Source organism: Pseudomonas sp. LM13, from assembly GCF_041381355.1.
Taxonomy (GTDB): Bacteria; Pseudomonadota; Gammaproteobacteria; order Pseudomonadales; family Pseudomonadaceae; genus Stutzerimonas; species Stutzerimonas frequens.
The window spans coordinates 1-15306 of sequence record NZ_JACBXH010000060.1; the positions used below are offsets into that span (position 1 = coordinate 1).

A 15306-nucleotide genomic window follows, 5' to 3' on the forward strand; every position below is an offset into this window, starting at 1 on the left:
ATAACGATTGATCTGTTTGAAGCAGGTCGGCATAATAGTCGGCCTGACTCTTTCTAGGCCAGTAGCTCAATTGGCAGAGCGGCGGTCTCCAAAACCGCAGGTTGGGGGTTCGATTCCCTCCTGGCCTGCCATTTTCAATAGCGAAATTGGCAGTCTTTACAAGGTTCTAGCAGATGAATATCAAGGCTGAAGCCAATGACACGCGCTTCGATCTGGTGAAGTGGTTTGTTGTGGCTGCTTTGGTCGTGGTTGCCGTGGTTGGTAATCAATACTACTCCGCTGAGCCCATTCTTTATCGTGTCCTTGCGGTGCTTGCAGTAGGTGCTGTTGCGGCGTTTGTCGCCTTCCAGACCTCAAAGGGGCGCTCGTTTGCTGTGCTGCTGAAAGAGGCGCGCGGCGAAATTCGCAAGGTCGTTTGGCCGACCCGTCAGGAAACTACCCAGACCACGATGATCGTTGTCGTGGTGGTGTTGGTGATGGCGTTGCTGCTGTGGGGGCTCGATTCTCTGCTCGGCTGGTTGGTCTCCATGGTTGTTGGCTAAGGGTGTCTCGTGGCTAAGCGTTGGTACGTTGTGCATGCTTACTCGGGTTACGAGAAGCACGTCATGCGCTCCTTGATCGAGCGCGTCAAGCTTGCTGGCATGGAAGATGAGTTCGGCGAGATTCTGGTTCCGACCGAAGAGGTCGTGGAGATGCGTAACGGGCAGAAGCGCAAGAGTGAGCGCAAGTTCTTCCCGGGTTACGTTTTGGTCCAGATGGAGATGAACGAGGGTACTTGGCACCTGGTCAAGGATACTCCTCGTGTGATGGGCTTTATTGGTGGTACGGCAGACAAGCCGGCGCCAATCACGGATAAAGAGGCCGAGGCTATTCTTCGCCGCGTGGCCGATGGTAGTGATAAACCTAAGCCGAAAACGCTCTTCGAGCCAGGTGAAGTGGTTCGCGTAGCTGACGGCCCGTTCGCCGACTTCAATGGCGTTGTCGAAGAGGTCAATTACGAGAAGAGCCGGATTCAGGTCGCGGTCCTCATTTTCGGTCGCTCTACGCCGGTAGAGTTGGAGTTCAGTCAGGTCGAGAAGGTTTAACTGGACGAAGCATCCCACACCCCGCAGTTTCAGGCTGCGGGGTTTTGTCGTCATCGGGATAAATGAGCAATGGGGAGCCGTAAGGCGCTAGAACCCGTAACGGAGTAAATATGGCTAAGAAGATTCAAGCTTACATCAAGCTTCAGGTGAAGGCCGGTCAGGCTAATCCATCGCCGCCCGTTGGCCCTGCCTTGGGTCAGCATGGTGTGAATATCATGGAGTTCTGCAAGGCTTTCAATGCCAAGACTCAGGGCCAGGAGCCCGGTCTGCCGACCCCTGTGATCATTACTGTATACAGTGACCGCAGTTTTACCTTTGAAACCAAGAGCACTCCGGCAGCTGTGCTGCTGAAGAAGGCCGCTGGCATCACCAGTGGCTCGGCTCGTCCTAACACCCAGAAGGTTGGCACTGTCACTCGTGCCCAGCTGGAAGAGATCGCCAAAACCAAACAGGCCGATCTTACCGCTGCTGAAATGGAAGCTGCTGTTCGAACCATCGCAGGTTCGGCGCGCAGCATGGGCCTGAACGTGGAGGGTGTGTAATGGCTAAGTTGACCAAGCGCCAGAAGGCTATTGCCGAGAAGATCGAGGCTGGCAAGCAGTACGCGTTCGAGGATGCGGCCAAGCTGTTGGCTGAAGTATCCGCGGTCAAGTTCACCGAGTCGTTCGACATTGCGATCAATCTCGGTGTCGATCCGCGTAAGTCCGACCAGGTCGTGCGCGGTGCAACCGTTCTGCCGAATGGCACCGGTAAGACCGTTCGTGTCGCAGTTTTCACCCAGGGTCCGGCTGCTGAGGCTGCGCTGGCTGCCGGCGCTGATCGGGTTGGCATGGACGAATTGGCTGCTGAGATGAAAGGCGGTGATCTGAACTATGACGTAGTGATCGCTTCGCCGGATGCCATGCGTGTTGTTGGTCAGCTGGGCCAGATTCTCGGTCCGCGTGGACTGATGCCTAACCCGAAAGTTGGCACCGTTACCCCTGACGTGGCTACCGCTGTCAAGAATGCCAAGGCCGGTCAGGTGCGTTTCCGTACCGACAAGAACGGCATTATCCACACCTCGGTGGGTAAGGTTGGCTTTGAGGCTGGCCAGCTGAAGCAGAACGTCGAAGCGCTGCTGTCGGATCTCAAGCGCCTGAAGCCATCCACTTCCAAAGGTATCTACGTCAAGCGTGTGACCCTGAGCACCACCATGGGCCCAGGGCTGGTCATCGATCAGTCTTCGCTGGAAGCGTAAAGCCTGGCTGCCTCCATGATGGGGCGGCTTGCAATATTGGGGTCCCTGCCTGGCGGGGGCTATCCAAGACCGTAGGTGGCGCAAGCCTTAAACCCGGAGAGTGATCTCTTAAGCCTACGCAGATGGTGCTCCCGATTCGTACCGAATCAGACACCAAAACGCCGTCCGGCTCCGGCCTGACGTATCGGTAAAAACCAGGAGTAAACCCGTGGCAATTAAACTCGAAGACAAGAAGGCCATCGTCGCTGAAGTCAACGAGGCTGCCAAAGCCGGTCTGTCCGCTGTCGTGGCTGATGCCCGTGGCGTGACCGTCGGCGCAATGACCGGACTCCGTAAAGAGGCCCGAGCGGCTGGTGTGTACGTGAAAGTCGTGCGTAACACCCTGCTCAAGCGCGCTGTTGAAGGCACTCAGTTTGACGTGCTCAACGACGTGTTCAAAGGCCCGACCCTGATTGCATTCTCCAACGAACATCCGGGCGCTGCCGCTCGTATCTTCAAGGAGTTCGCCAAGGGTCAGGACAAGTTCGAGATCAAGGCAGCTGCGTTCGAGGGCAAGTTCCTCGCAGCAAACCAGATCGACGTGCTGGCAAGCCTGCCGACTCGCGAAGAGGGCATCGCACAGCTGATGAGCGTTATTCAAGGCGCCACCAGCAAGCTCGCTCGCACCCTGGCAGCTATTCGCGACCAGAAAGAAGCTGCTGCTGCCTGAGGCGGCGTAAGCACTTTCAAAATCACATGTTTAATTTGATGGCTGCGTAAGCTGTCACCCCAATACAGGAATAGATAGTCATGTCTCTGACTAACGAGCAAATCATCGAAGCGATCGGCCAGAAATCCGTTATGGAAATCGTCGAGCTGATCAAGGCGATGGAAGAAACCTTCGGTGTTACCGCTGCTGCTGCCACCGTTGCTGCTGCTGGCCCGGCTGCCGCTGCTGTCGAAGAGCAGACCGAGTTCACCATCGTCCTGGCTGAAGCCGGCGACAAGAAAGTGAACGTGATCAAGGCGGTTCGCGAGCTGACCGGTCTGGGCCTGAAAGAAGCCAAGGCTGTCGTTGACGGCGCCCCGGGCGTGGTCAAGGAAGGCGTTTCGAAGGAAGAAGCCGAAGCTGCCAAGAAGGCTCTGGAAGAAGCTGGCGCCAAAGTCGAGCTCAAGTAAGCGACGACCTTGCGTCTACAGCCCGAGCGACTCGCGACAGGCTGATGGCTGGTGGCTCTTGCCACCGGCCTTTTTCCGTTATGGAAAGCCAGCCATGCTGGCTCTTCCTCGGAAGCCACCTACAGGTGGCGCGAACCATGGGGTTCGCAAGATTTTCTGGCTGCTCCCGTCGGGAGAAGCCAACAAGCAGGTGACCAAGCTGGGGAACGCTGATGGCTTACTCATACACTGAGAAAAAACGTATCCGCAAGGACTTTAGCAAGTTACCGCACGTGATGGACGTGCCGTATCTTTTGGCCATCCAGCTGGATTCGTATCGCGAATTCCTGCAGGCGGGAGCGACCAAAGATCAGTTCCGCGACATTGGCTTGCATGCAGCCTTCAAATCCGTTTTCCCGATTATCAGCTATTCCGGCAATGCAGCGCTGGAATACGTCGGCTATCGCCTGGGCGAGCCGGCTTTCGATGTCAAGGAATGTGTCCTGCGCGGCGTGACCTTCGCCGTTCCGCTGCGCGTCAAGGTGCGCCTGATCATTTTCGACAAAGAGTCGTCGAACAAGGCCATCAAGGACATCAAGGAACAGGAAGTCTACATGGGGGAAATCCCCCTCATGACCGAGAACGGTACCTTCATCATCAACGGTACCGAACGCGTCATCGTTTCCCAGCTGCATCGTTCGCCGGGCGTGTTCTTCGATCATGACCGCGGCAAGACCCACAGCTCCGGCAAGCTGCTGTACTCCGCGCGCATCATTCCTTACCGCGGCTCTTGGCTCGACTTCGAATTCGATCCGAAGGACGCAGTGTTCGTCCGTATCGACCGTCGCCGCAAGTTGCCGGCGTCGGTGCTTCTGCGTGCGCTCAATTACAGCACCGAAGAGATCCTGGACGCCTTCTACGATACCAACGTCTTCCACGTCAAAGGCGAAACCCTGGCGCTGGAACTGGTACCGCAGCGTCTGCGCGGCGAGATCGCTACTTTCGACATCAAGGATGACAGCGGCAAGGTCATCGTCGAGCAGGGCCGTCGCATCACCGCTCGCCACATCAACCAGCTCGACAAGTCCGGCATCAAAGAGCTCGAGATGCCAATGGACTATGTCCTGGGCCGTACCGTCGCCAAGGCGATCGTGCATCCGGCCACCGGCGAGATCATCGCCGAGTGCAACACCGAGCTGACCGTCGACGTCATGGCGAAGATCGTCAAGGCGCAGGTCGTACGCTTCGAGACGCTGTACACCAACGACATCGATTGTGGTCCGTTCATTTCCGACACGCTGAAGATCGATTCGACCACCAATCAGCTCGAAGCGCTGGTCGAGATCTATCGCATGATGCGCCCGGGCGAGCCGCCAACCAAGGACGCCGCCGAGACGCTGTTCAACAACCTGTTCTTCGCTGCCGAGCGCTACGACCTGTCGGCTGTCGGCCGGATGAAGTTCAACCGCCGTATCGGTCGTACCGAGATCGAGGGCTCCGGCGTACTGAGCCGCGAGGACATCGTCGCGGTCCTGAAGACCCTGGTCGACATCCGCAACGGCAAGGGTATCGTCGATGACATCGACCACCTGGGTAACCGTCGCGTGCGCTGTGTCGGCGAAATGGCCGAAAACCAGTTCCGTGTTGGCCTCGTACGCGTCGAGCGTGCGGTCAAAGAGCGTCTGTCGATGGCCGAAAGCGAAGGCCTGATGCCGCAGGACCTGATCAATGCCAAGCCGGTTGCGGCGGCGGTGAAGGAGTTCTTCGGTTCCAGCCAGCTCTCGCAGTTCATGGACCAGAACAACCCGCTTTCGGAGATCACCCACAAGCGCCGCGTCTCCGCACTCGGCCCTGGCGGTCTGACCCGTGAGCGTGCCGGCTTCGAGGTGCGTGACGTGCACCCGACTCACTACGGCCGCGTCTGCCCGATCGAAACCCCTGAAGGTCCGAACATCGGTCTGATCAACTCCCTGGCTGCCTATGCTCGCACCAACCAGTATGGCTTCCTCGAAAGTCCGTACCGTGTGGTCAAGGACGGCGAAGTCACCGACGAAATCGTGTTCCTTTCGGCGATCGAAGAAGCCGATCACGTGATCGCCCAGGCCAGCGCCAAGCTGGACGGTCGCAAGCTGGTCGACGAGCTGGTGGCTGTGCGTCATCTGAACGAATTCACCGTCAAGGCTCCGGAAGACGTGACCCTGATGGACGTCTCTCCGAAGCAGGTCGTCTCCGTCGCTGCCTCGCTGATTCCGTTCCTCGAGCACGACGACGCCAACCGCGCGCTGATGGGTTCCAACATGCAGCGTCAGGCCGTGCCGACCCTGCGTTCGGACAAGCCGCTGGTAGGTACCGGCATGGAGCGCAACGTGGCACGCGACTCAGGCGTCTGCGTGGTCGCTCGTCGCGGCGGTGTGATCGACTCGGTCGATGCCAGCCGTATCGTGGTGCGCGTGCGTGACGATGAGGTCGAGACCGGCGAAGCGGGTGTCGACATCTATAACCTGACCAAGTACACCCGCTCCAACCAGAACACCTGCATCAACCAGCGTCCGCTGGTTCGCAAGGGTGACGTGGTGGCGCGTGGCGACATCATGGCCGACGGTCCGTCCACCGACATGGGTGAGCTGGCACTGGGTCAGAACATGCGCGTCGCGTTCATGCCGTGGAACGGCTACAACTTCGAGGACTCCATCCTCCTCTCGGAGCGTGTGGTTCAGGAAGATCGCTTCACCACTATCCATATCCAGGAACTCACCTGCGTGTCGCGCGACACCAAGCTCGGCCCAGAGGAGATCACCGCGGACATCCCGAACGTGGGTGAGGCTGCGCTGAACAAGCTGGACGAGGCCGGTATCGTCTACGTCGGTGCCGAAGTCGGTCCGGGCGACATCCTGGTCGGCAAGGTGACGCCGAAGGGCGAAACCCAGCTGACGCCGGAAGAGAAGCTGCTGCGTGCGATCTTCGGTGAGAAGGCTTCCGACGTGAAAGACACGTCCCTGCGTGTGCCGACCGGCACCAAGGGCACCGTCATCGACGTACAGGTGTTCATCCGCGACGGCGTCGAGCGCGACTCCCGTGCGCTGGCCATCGAGAAGATGCAGCTCGACGAGATCCGCAAGGACCTCAACGAAGAGTTCCGTATCGTCGAAGGCGCCACGTTCGAGCGCCTGCGCTCGGCCTTGGTCGGTGCGACTGCCGAGGGCGGTGCAGGTCTGAAGAAGGGTGTCGTGATCACCGACGAGATCCTCGACGGGCTCGAGCATGGCCAGTGGTTCAAGCTGCGCATGGCCGAAGACGCGCTGAATGAGCAGCTGGAGAAGGCTCAGGCCTACCTCTCCGATCGCCGTCAGCTGCTCGACGACAAGTTCGAAGACAAGAAGCGCAAGCTGCAGCAGGGCGACGATCTCGCACCGGGCGTGCTGAAGATCGTCAAGGTCTACCTGGCCATCAAACGTCGCATCCAGCCGGGCGACAAGATGGCCGGTCGTCACGGTAACAAGGGTGTGGTCTCGGTGATCATGCCGGTCGAAGACATGCCGCACGATGCCAACGGCACGCCGGTGGACATCGTCCTGAACCCGCTGGGTGTACCGTCGCGTATGAACGTCGGGCAGATCCTCGAAACCCACCTGGGCCTCGCGGCCAAGGGCCTGGGCGAGAAGATCAACCTGATGCTCGAAGAGCAGCGCAAGGTCGCCGAGCTGCGCAAGTTCCTGCACGAGATCTACAACGAGATCGGTGGTCGCCAGGAAAGCCTGGACGACCTGAGCGATCAGGAAGTGTTGGACCTGGCTAACAACCTGCGCAAGGGCGTGCCGATGGCCACCCCGGTATTCGATGGTGCCAAGGAGCGCGAGATCAAGGCCATGCTGAAACTGGCCGATTTGCCGGAAAGCGGTCAGATGCAGCTGTTCGACGGCCGTACCGGCAACAAGTTCGAGCGCACCACCACGGTCGGCTACATGTACATGCTCAAGCTGAACCACCTGGTCGACGACAAGATGCACGCGCGTTCCACCGGTTCGTACAGCCTGGTTACCCAGCAGCCGCTGGGTGGTAAGGCGCAGTTCGGTGGTCAGCGCTTCGGGGAGATGGAGGTCTGGGCGCTGGAAGCCTACGGCGCCGCGTACACCCTGCAGGAAATGCTCACGGTCAAGTCGGACGACGTGAACGGGCGGACCAAGATGTACAAGAACATCGTGGACGGCGATCACCGTATGGAGGCCGGCATGCCGGAGTCCTTCAACGTGCTGATCAAAGAAATCCGCTCGCTCGGTATCGATATCGATCTGGAAACCGAATAACCACGCACCGCCTGCGCGGCACTCGGCGTCAGCCGGCTGCCGCAGGTCCGTGAGGAGGAAAGGCCTTGAAAGACTTGCTGAATCTGTTGAAAAACCAGGGTCAAATCGAAGAGTTCGATGCCATCAAGATTGCCCTGGCGTCCCCCGAGATGATCCGTTCCTGGTCCTTCGGTGAAGTGAAGAAGCCGGAGACCATCAACTACCGTACGTTCAAGCCCGAGCGTGACGGCCTTTTCTGTGCCAAGATCTTTGGCCCGGTCAAGGACTACGAGTGCCTGTGCGGTAAGTACAAGCGCCTCAAGCATCGCGGTGTGATCTGCGAGAAGTGTGGTGTGGAAGTTGCGCTGGCCAAGGTGCGTCGCGAGCGCATGGCACACATCGAACTGGCTTCGCCGGTCGCGCACATCTGGTTCCTGAAGTCGCTGCCGTCCCGTATCGGCTTGCTGCTGGACATGACCCTGCGCGATATCGAGCGCGTGCTCTATTTCGAGAGCTACGTGGTGATCGATCCGGGCATGACCACCCTGGAGAAAGGTCAGCTGCTGAACGACGAGCAGTACTTCGAGGCGCTGGAAGAGTTCGGTGACGACTTCGACGCCCGCATGGGCGCCGAAGCTGTTCGCGAGCTGCTGATCCAGATCGACCTGGAGCACGAGATCGGCCGTCTGCGCGAGGAAATTCCGCAGACCAACTCGGAAACCAAGATCAAGAAGCTCTCCAAGCGTCTGAAGCTGATGGAGGCTTTCCATGGCTCAGGCAACCTGCCGGAGTGGATGATCCTGACCGTGCTGCCGGTGCTGCCGCCGGATCTGCGTCCGCTGGTCCCGCTGGATGGCGGTCGTTTCGCGACTTCGGATCTGAACGATCTTTATCGCCGCGTGATCAACCGCAACAACCGTCTGAAGCGCCTGCTCGACCTGTCGGCGCCGGACATCATCGTGCGCAACGAAAAGCGCATGCTGCAGGAGGCGGTCGATGCGCTGCTGGACAACGGCCGTCGCGGCCGTGCCATCACCGGTTCGAACAAGCGCCCGCTGAAATCCCTGGCCGATATGATCAAGGGTAAGCAGGGTCGTTTCCGTCAGAACCTGCTCGGTAAGCGAGTGGACTACTCCGGTCGTTCGGTGATCACCGTGGGCCCGACCCTGCGTCTGCACCAGTGCGGTCTGCCGAAAAAGATGGCCCTCGAGCTGTTCAAGCCATTCATCTTCGGCAAGCTGGAAATGCGTGGCATGGCCACCACCATCAAGGCGGCCAAGAAGATGGTCGAGCGCGAGCTGCCGGAAGTCTGGGACGTTCTCGCCGAAGTTATTCGCGAACATCCCGTGCTGCTCAACCGCGCGCCGACGCTGCACCGTCTGGGTATCCAGGCGTTCGAGCCGGTGCTTATCGAAGGCAAGGCGATCCAGCTGCACCCGCTGGTCTGCGCGGCGTACAACGCCGACTTCGACGGTGACCAGATGGCCGTGCACGTGCCGCTGACGCTGGAAGCCCAGCTGGAAGCGCGCGCGCTGATGATGTCGACCAACAACATCCTCTCGCCAGCCAACGGCGAGCCGATCATCGTGCCGTCGCAGGACGTGGTTCTGGGTCTGTACTACATGACCCGTGAAGCCATCAATGCCAAGGGCGAAGGTCGCGTGTTCGCTGACCTGCAGGAAGTCGACCGCGTGTTCCGCGCCGGCGAGGCCTCGCTGCACGCTCGGGTCAAGGTGCGTATCAACGAGACCATCAAGGATCGCGACGGCAGCATCACCAAGAACACTCGCATCGTCGACACCACCGTCGGCCGCGCTCTGCTGTTCCAGATCGTGCCGGAAGGCATGTCGTTCGACGTCGTCAATCAGCCGATGAAGAAGAAGGCGATCTCCAAGCTGATCAACCTGTGCTACCGCACCGTTGGTCTGAAGGACACCGTCATCTTTGCCGACCAGTTGATGTACACCGGTTTCGCCTACTCGACCATCTCCGGTGTTTCGATCGGTGTGAACGATTTCGTCATCCCGGACGAGAAGGCGCGCATCATCGATGCGGCCACCGAAGAAGTGAAGGAAATCGAATCGCAGTACGCCTCCGGCCTGGTTACCCAGGGCGAGAAGTACAACAAGGTGATCGACCTCTGGTCCAAGGCCAACGACGAAGTCTCCAAGGCGATGATGGCCAACCTCTCGAAAGAGAAGGTCATCGACCGTGAAGGCAACGAGGCCGAGCAGGACTCGTTCAACTCGATGTACATGATGGCCGACTCCGGTGCGCGGGGTTCCGCGGCTCAGATTCGCCAGCTCGCCGGTATGCGTGGCCTGATGGCCAAGCCGGACGGCTCCATCATCGAGACGCCGATCACCGCGAACTTCCGTGAGGGTCTGAACGTACTGCAGTACTTCATCTCCACGCACGGTGCTCGTAAGGGTCTGGCGGATACCGCTCTGAAGACCGCGAACTCCGGTTACCTGACGCGTCGTCTGGTCGACGTCGCGCAGGATCTGGTAGTTACCGAAATCGATTGCGGCACCGAGCAGGGCCTGCACATGACGCCGCATATCGAAGGTGGCGATGTGGTCGAGCCGCTCGGTGAGCGCGTACTGGGTCGTGTGATCGCACGTGACGTGCTCAAGCCGGGCACTGATGACGTGCTGGTCCCAGCGGGTACGCTGATCGACGAGCAGTGGGTGGACTTCATCGAGCTGAACAGCATCGACGAAGTGATCGTGCGCTCGCCGATCTCCTGTGAAACCCGCTACGGCATCTGTGCCAAGTGCTACGGGCGCGATCTGGCTCGCGGGCATCAGGTCAACATCGGCGAGGCGGTCGGCGTTATCGCTGCCCAGTCGATCGGTGAGCCGGGTACTCAGCTCACCATGCGTACGTTCCACATCGGTGGTGCGGCGAGTCGTACCTCGGCCGTCGACAACGTGCTGGTGAAGAACGGCGGTACCATCCGCCTGCATAACCTGAAGCACGTCGAACGTGCCGATGGCGCGCTGGTGGCCGTGTCTCGTTCCGGCGAGCTGGCCGTGGCGGACGACTTCGGTCGTGAGCGCGAGCGCTACAAGCTGCCGTACGGTGCCGTGATTTCCGTGAAGGAAGGTGACAAGGTCGATGCTGGCGCCGTGGTTGCCAAGTGGGATCCGCACACCCACCCGATCGTGACCGAAATGAAGGGTATCGTGACCTTCGTCGGTATGGAGGAGAACATCACCATCAAGCGCCAGACCGACGAGCTGACCGGTCTGACCAACATCGAGGTGATGGATCCGAAGGATCGTCCGGCCTCTGGCAAGGACATTCGTCCGGCCATCAAGATGGTCGATGCCAGTGGCAAGGAACTGCTGCTGCCGGGTACCGATGTACCGGCTCAGTACTTCCTGCCGGCTAACGCGCTGGTCGGTGTGGCTGACGGTGCCGAGATCAACGTGGGTGACGTCATCGCACGTATCCCGCAGGAGACCTCGAAAACCCGCGATATCACCGGTGGTCTGCCGCGCGTTGCCGACCTGTTCGAAGCGCGTCGTCCGAAGGAGCCGTCCATCCTGGCGGAAATCAGCGGTACGATTTCCTTCGGCAAGGAAACCAAGGGCAAGCGTCGTCTGGTCATCACTCCGACCGACGGCAGTGATCCGTACGAGGAGCTGATTCCGAAGTGGCGTCACCTCAACGTCTTCGAAGGCGAACAGGTGAACAAGGGTGAAGTAATCTCCGACGGTCCGAGCAACCCGCACGACATCCTGCGTCTGCTGGGCGTCAGTGCACTGGCACGCTACATCGTCAACGAGATCCAGGACGTTTACCGCCTGCAGGGCGTGAAGATCAACGACAAGCACATCGAGACGATCCTGCGACAGATGCTGCGCAAGGTCGAGATCACCGAGTCGGGGGATTCCAGCTTCATCAAGGGTGACCAGATGGAACTGACCCAGGTGCTGGAAGAAAACGAGCGCCTGAGTGAAGAGGACAAGTTCGTCGCCAAGTACGTGCGCGTCCTGCTGGGTATCACCAAGGCCTCGCTGTCGACGGAGTCGTTCATTTCCGCGGCCTCCTTCCAGGAGACCACCCGCGTGCTGACCGAGGCGGCCGTCACCGGCAAGCGCGACTACCTGCGCGGGCTGAAGGAAAACGTGGTCGTGGGTCGTCTGATTCCGGCCGGTACCGGTCTGGCCTATCACAGCGAGCGCAAGCGCAAGCGTGACGCCGAGAAGCCGGTTCGCGTGAGTGCCGATGAAGTCGAAGCGGCGCTGACCGAAGCGCTGAACTCCAGCGGCAATTGAGAGTGCCAGGCCCCGGTCGCAAGCCGGGGCCTGCCTTGACGGTGGGCGAGAAGCTCTTTAGACTCTCGTACCCCTAAATTGGCGGGGCTTCGTGCCCTGCCATTTTTCGTTTGTGTCGAAAGACAACAGTGGAGCTAGTAGATGGCAACTATCAACCAGCTGGTACGTCAGCCGCGCAAGCGGGTCGTCGAGAAGAGCGACGTCCCTGCGCTGCAAAACTGCCCGCAGCGTCGTGGCGTGTGCACCCGTGTGTACACCACCACGCCGAAGAAACCGAACTCCGCACTGCGTAAGGTGTGCCGTGTTCGTCTGACCAACGGCTATGAAGTCGCCTCCTATATCGGTGGTGAAGGTCATAACCTGCAAGAGCACAGCGTAGTGCTGATCCGTGGCGGTCGTGTAAAGGACCTTCCGGGTGTGCGTTACCACACCGTGCGCGGTTCGCTGGATACCTCCGGCGTGAAGGACCGCAAGCAGGGTCGCTCCAAATACGGCGCCAAGCGTCCGAAGTAATCAGAATTTCTATTTATTTGAGTCGATAAGAGTAAGGTCGGGCGTAACCTGAGCGTTACCGTTCCGAGCTAACCTGAAGACCGTTTGAGGGCTTATCAATGCCAAGACGTCGTGTAGCAGCCAAGCGCGAGATTCTGGACGATCCGAAATACGGAAGTCTGATCCTGGCCAAGTTCATGAACCACGTAATGGAGAGCGGCAAGAAGGCCGTTGCCGAGCGTATCGTTTATGGTGCCTTGGACAAGGTGAAGGAGCGCAAGAACAGCGATCCCCTGGAAGTCTTCGAAAAAGCACTCGATGCCATCGCTCCGCTGGTCGAAGTCAAGTCCCGCCGTGTAGGCGGTGCTACCTACCAGGTTCCGGTCGAAGTTCGTCCTTCCCGTCGTAACGCGCTGGCCATGCGCTGGCTGGTAGATGCTGCGCGCAAGCGTGGCGAAAAATCCATGGCGCTGCGCCTTGCTGGCGAGCTGCTGGATGCTTTTGAAGGTAAAGGCGCTGCGGTCAAGAAGCGCGAAGACGTGCACCGTATGGCTGAAGCCAACAAGGCCTTCTCGCACTATCGCTTCTAAATCAAGCGCAACTTTTACGAGGACCTTATTGTGGCCCGTACTACCCCTATCAACCGTTACCGTAACATCGGTATCTGTGCTCACGTCGACGCGGGCAAGACTACCACCACGGAGCGGATTCTGTTTTACACCGGCCTCAGCCACAAGATGGGTGAAGTGCATGACGGTGCGGCGACCACCGACTGGATGGTGCAGGAGCAGGAGCGTGGTATCACCATCACTTCTGCAGCTGTAACGACCTTCTGGCAGGGTTCGCGCGGTCAGTACGACAACTATCGCGTAAACGTCATCGATACCCCCGGCCACGTTGACTTCACCATCGAAGTGGAGCGCTCCCTGCGCGTTCTCGACGGTGCTGTCGTCGTGTTCTGCGGTACCTCCGGTGTCGAGCCGCAGTCCGAAACCGTATGGCGTCAGGCCAACAAGTACGGCGTTCCGCGTATCGTCTACGTCAACAAGATGGACCGTCAGGGCGCCAACTTCCTGCGCGTCGTCGGTCAGATCAAGCAGCGTCTGGGTCACACCCCGGTGCCGGTTCAGCTTGCTATCGGTTCCGAAGAGAACTTCGAAGGTCAGATCGATCTGATCAAGATGAAGGCCATCTACTGGAACGATGACGACAAGGGAACTACCTACCGCGAGGAAGAGATTCCTGCGGAGCTGCAGGCCATGGCTGAAGAGTATCGCTCCAACATGGTCGAGGCTGCGGCCGAGGCCAACGAAGAGCTGATGAACAAGTATCTCGAAGAGGGCGAACTGTCCGTCGACGAGATCAAGGCTGGTCTGCGTCAGCGCACCATCGCCTGCGAAATTGTTCCTGCAGTCTGCGGTTCCTCCTTCAAGAACAAGGGTGTGCCGCTGGTTCTCGATGCCGTGATCGAGTTCCTGCCTGCGCCGACCGAGATTCCGGCTATCCAGGGTGTCAACCCGGATAACGAGGAGCAGGTTGACGAGCGCCATGCAAGTGATGACGAGCCGTTCTCTGCGCTGGCCTTCAAGATCGCGACCGACCCGTTCGTTGGTACGCTGACCTTTACCCGTGTTTATTCCGGTGTCCTCGCCTCTGGCGACTCGGTAATGAACTCGGTCAAGGGTAAGAAGGAGCGCGTAGGTCGGATGGTGCAGATGCACGCCAACCAGCGTGAAGAGATCAAGGAATGCCGCGCTGGTGACATCGCCGCTCTGATTGGTATGAAGGACGTCACCACTGGTGACACCCTCTGCTCGATCGAGAAGCCGATCATCCTCGAGCGCATGGACTTCCCAGAGCCGGTTATTTCGGTTGCCGTCGAGCCGAAGACCAAGGCTGACCAGGAGAAGATGGGTATCGCGCTGGGCAAGCTGGCCCAGGAAGACCCGTCGTTCCGCGTCAAGACCGATGAGGAAACCGGCCAGACCATCATCTCCGGTATGGGCGAGCTGCACCTGGACATCCTCGTTGACCGCATGAAGCGCGAGTTCAACGTCGAGGCCAACATCGGCAAGCCGCAGGTTTCCTACCGCGAAACCATCACCAAGGACAATGTCGAGATCGAAGGCAAGTTCGTTCGTCAGTCCGGTGGTCGCGGTCAGTTCGGTCACTGCTGGATTCGCTTCTCGACTCCGGACGTGGACGACAAGGGCAACATCACCGAAGGTCTGGTGTTCACCAACGAAGTCGTTGGTGGTGTGGTTCCGAAGGAATACATCCCGGCGATCCAGAAGGGTATCGAAGAGCAGATGAAGAACGGCGTAGTCGCCGGTTATCCGCTGATCGGCCTGAAGGCGACCGTGTTCGATGGTTCCTACCATGACGTCGACTCCAACGAGATGGCGTTCAAGGTGGCGGCTTCCATGGCTACCAAGCAGCTGGCCCAGAAGGGTGGCGGCAAGGTGCTCGAGCCGATCATGAAGGTCGAGGTGGTGACCCCTGAAGACTACATGGGCGATGTGATGGGTGACCTGAACCGTCGTCGTGGTCTGATCCAGGGTATGGAAGACTCGGTCTCCGGCAAGGTTATCCGTGCCGAGGTTCCGCTCGGAGAGATGTTCGGTTATGCGACCGACGTTCGTTCCATGTCTCAGGGTCGCGCGAGCTACTCCATGGAATTCTCCAAATACGCTGAGGCTCCGGCGAACATCGTCGAAACGCTCGTTAAAAAACAAGGTTGATTCAGCCCTTTAAGTAAGAGGTTTACTGTCGTGGCTAAAGAAAAA

11 protein-coding genes and 1 tRNA gene are annotated in these 15306 nt (G+C 59.2%); all 12 read left to right on the forward strand.

Annotated elements, in window-relative coordinates:
* Positions 1–55 precede the first annotated feature (55 nt).
* The 12 genes from HZR81_RS22055 to fusA all read left to right on the forward strand — a co-directional run bounded on the left by HZR81_RS22055 (position 56) and on the right by fusA (position 15261).
* Positions 56–131 (forward strand) — tRNA-Trp (locus HZR81_RS22055).
* Between the two features lie 42 nt (positions 132–173).
* Positions 174–542, forward strand: coding sequence for a preprotein translocase subunit SecE (gene secE, locus HZR81_RS22060; protein WP_063544039.1), 369 nt, complete (start codon positions 174–176; stop codon positions 540–542).
* A 9-nt stretch (positions 543–551) separates the two neighbouring features.
* Positions 552–1085 carry a transcription termination/antitermination protein NusG gene (nusG, locus tag HZR81_RS22065; protein ID WP_011911976.1) on the forward strand — a complete coding sequence of 178 codons (534 nt, stop codon included), beginning with the start codon at positions 552–554 and terminating at the stop codon, positions 1083–1085.
* A gap of 110 nt (positions 1086–1195) precedes the next feature.
* Positions 1196–1627, forward strand: a complete 432-nt coding sequence (gene rplK / locus HZR81_RS22070) for a 50S ribosomal protein L11 (protein ID WP_063544041.1) — start codon at positions 1196–1198, stop codon at positions 1625–1627.
* Positions 1627–2322: a 50S ribosomal protein L1 gene (rplA, locus tag HZR81_RS22075; protein ID WP_063544043.1), complete on the forward strand. Its 696-nt coding sequence runs from the start codon at positions 1627–1629 to the stop codon at positions 2320–2322. The genes rplK and rplA overlap by 1 nt, the downstream gene beginning before the upstream one ends.
* A gap of 208 nt (positions 2323–2530) precedes the next feature.
* Positions 2531–3031, forward strand: coding sequence for a 50S ribosomal protein L10 (rplJ, locus tag HZR81_RS22080; protein WP_011911979.1), 501 nt, complete (start codon positions 2531–2533; stop codon positions 3029–3031).
* A gap of 80 nt (positions 3032–3111) precedes the next feature.
* Positions 3112–3480, forward strand: coding sequence for a 50S ribosomal protein L7/L12 (gene rplL / locus HZR81_RS22085; protein ID WP_063544045.1), 369 nt, complete (start codon positions 3112–3114; stop codon positions 3478–3480).
* 212 nt (positions 3481–3692) lie between these two features.
* Positions 3693–7763, forward strand: a complete 4071-nt coding sequence (gene rpoB / locus HZR81_RS22090; protein ID WP_102840418.1) for a DNA-directed RNA polymerase subunit beta — start codon at positions 3693–3695, stop codon at positions 7761–7763.
* Positions 7764–7828: 65 nt separating this feature from the next.
* Positions 7829–12028 (forward strand): DNA-directed RNA polymerase subunit beta', encoded by a 4200-nt coding sequence (gene rpoC / locus HZR81_RS22095; protein WP_102840419.1) that lies wholly within the window; start codon positions 7829–7831, stop codon positions 12026–12028.
* Positions 12029–12169: 141 nt separating this feature from the next.
* Positions 12170–12541, forward strand: a complete 372-nt coding sequence (rpsL, locus tag HZR81_RS22100; RefSeq protein ID WP_003280832.1) for a 30S ribosomal protein S12 — start codon at positions 12170–12172, stop codon at positions 12539–12541.
* A 98-nt stretch (positions 12542–12639) separates the two neighbouring features.
* Positions 12640–13110: a 30S ribosomal protein S7 gene (gene rpsG / locus HZR81_RS22105; protein ID WP_041110229.1), complete on the forward strand. Its 471-nt coding sequence runs from the start codon at positions 12640–12642 to the stop codon at positions 13108–13110.
* Between the two features lie 30 nt (positions 13111–13140).
* Positions 13141–15261, forward strand: a complete 2121-nt coding sequence (fusA, locus tag HZR81_RS22110) for an elongation factor G (RefSeq protein WP_063544051.1) — start codon at positions 13141–13143, stop codon at positions 15259–15261.
* The last annotated feature ends 45 nt before the right edge of the window (positions 15262–15306 follow it).

Excerpts from the sequence above, each read along its gene's own strand:
- secE (WP_063544039.1), top strand. The coding sequence starts at position 174 with ATGAATATCAAGGCTGAAGCCAATGACACGCGCTTCGATCTGGTGAAG.
- rplK (WP_063544041.1), top strand. The coding sequence starts at position 1,196 with ATGGCTAAGAAGATTCAAGCTTACATCAAGCTTCAGGTGAAGGCCGGT.
- rplA (WP_063544043.1), top strand. The coding sequence starts at position 1,627 with ATGGCTAAGTTGACCAAGCGCCAGAAGGCTATTGCCGAGAAGATCGAG.
- rplL (WP_063544045.1), top strand. The coding sequence starts at position 3,112 with ATGTCTCTGACTAACGAGCAAATCATCGAAGCGATCGGCCAGAAATCC.
- rpoB (WP_102840418.1), top strand. The coding sequence starts at position 3,693 with ATGGCTTACTCATACACTGAGAAAAAACGTATCCGCAAGGACTTTAGC.
- rpsL (WP_003280832.1), top strand. The coding sequence starts at position 12,170 with ATGGCAACTATCAACCAGCTGGTACGTCAGCCGCGCAAGCGGGTCGTC.
- rpsG (WP_041110229.1), top strand. The coding sequence starts at position 12,640 with ATGCCAAGACGTCGTGTAGCAGCCAAGCGCGAGATTCTGGACGATCCG.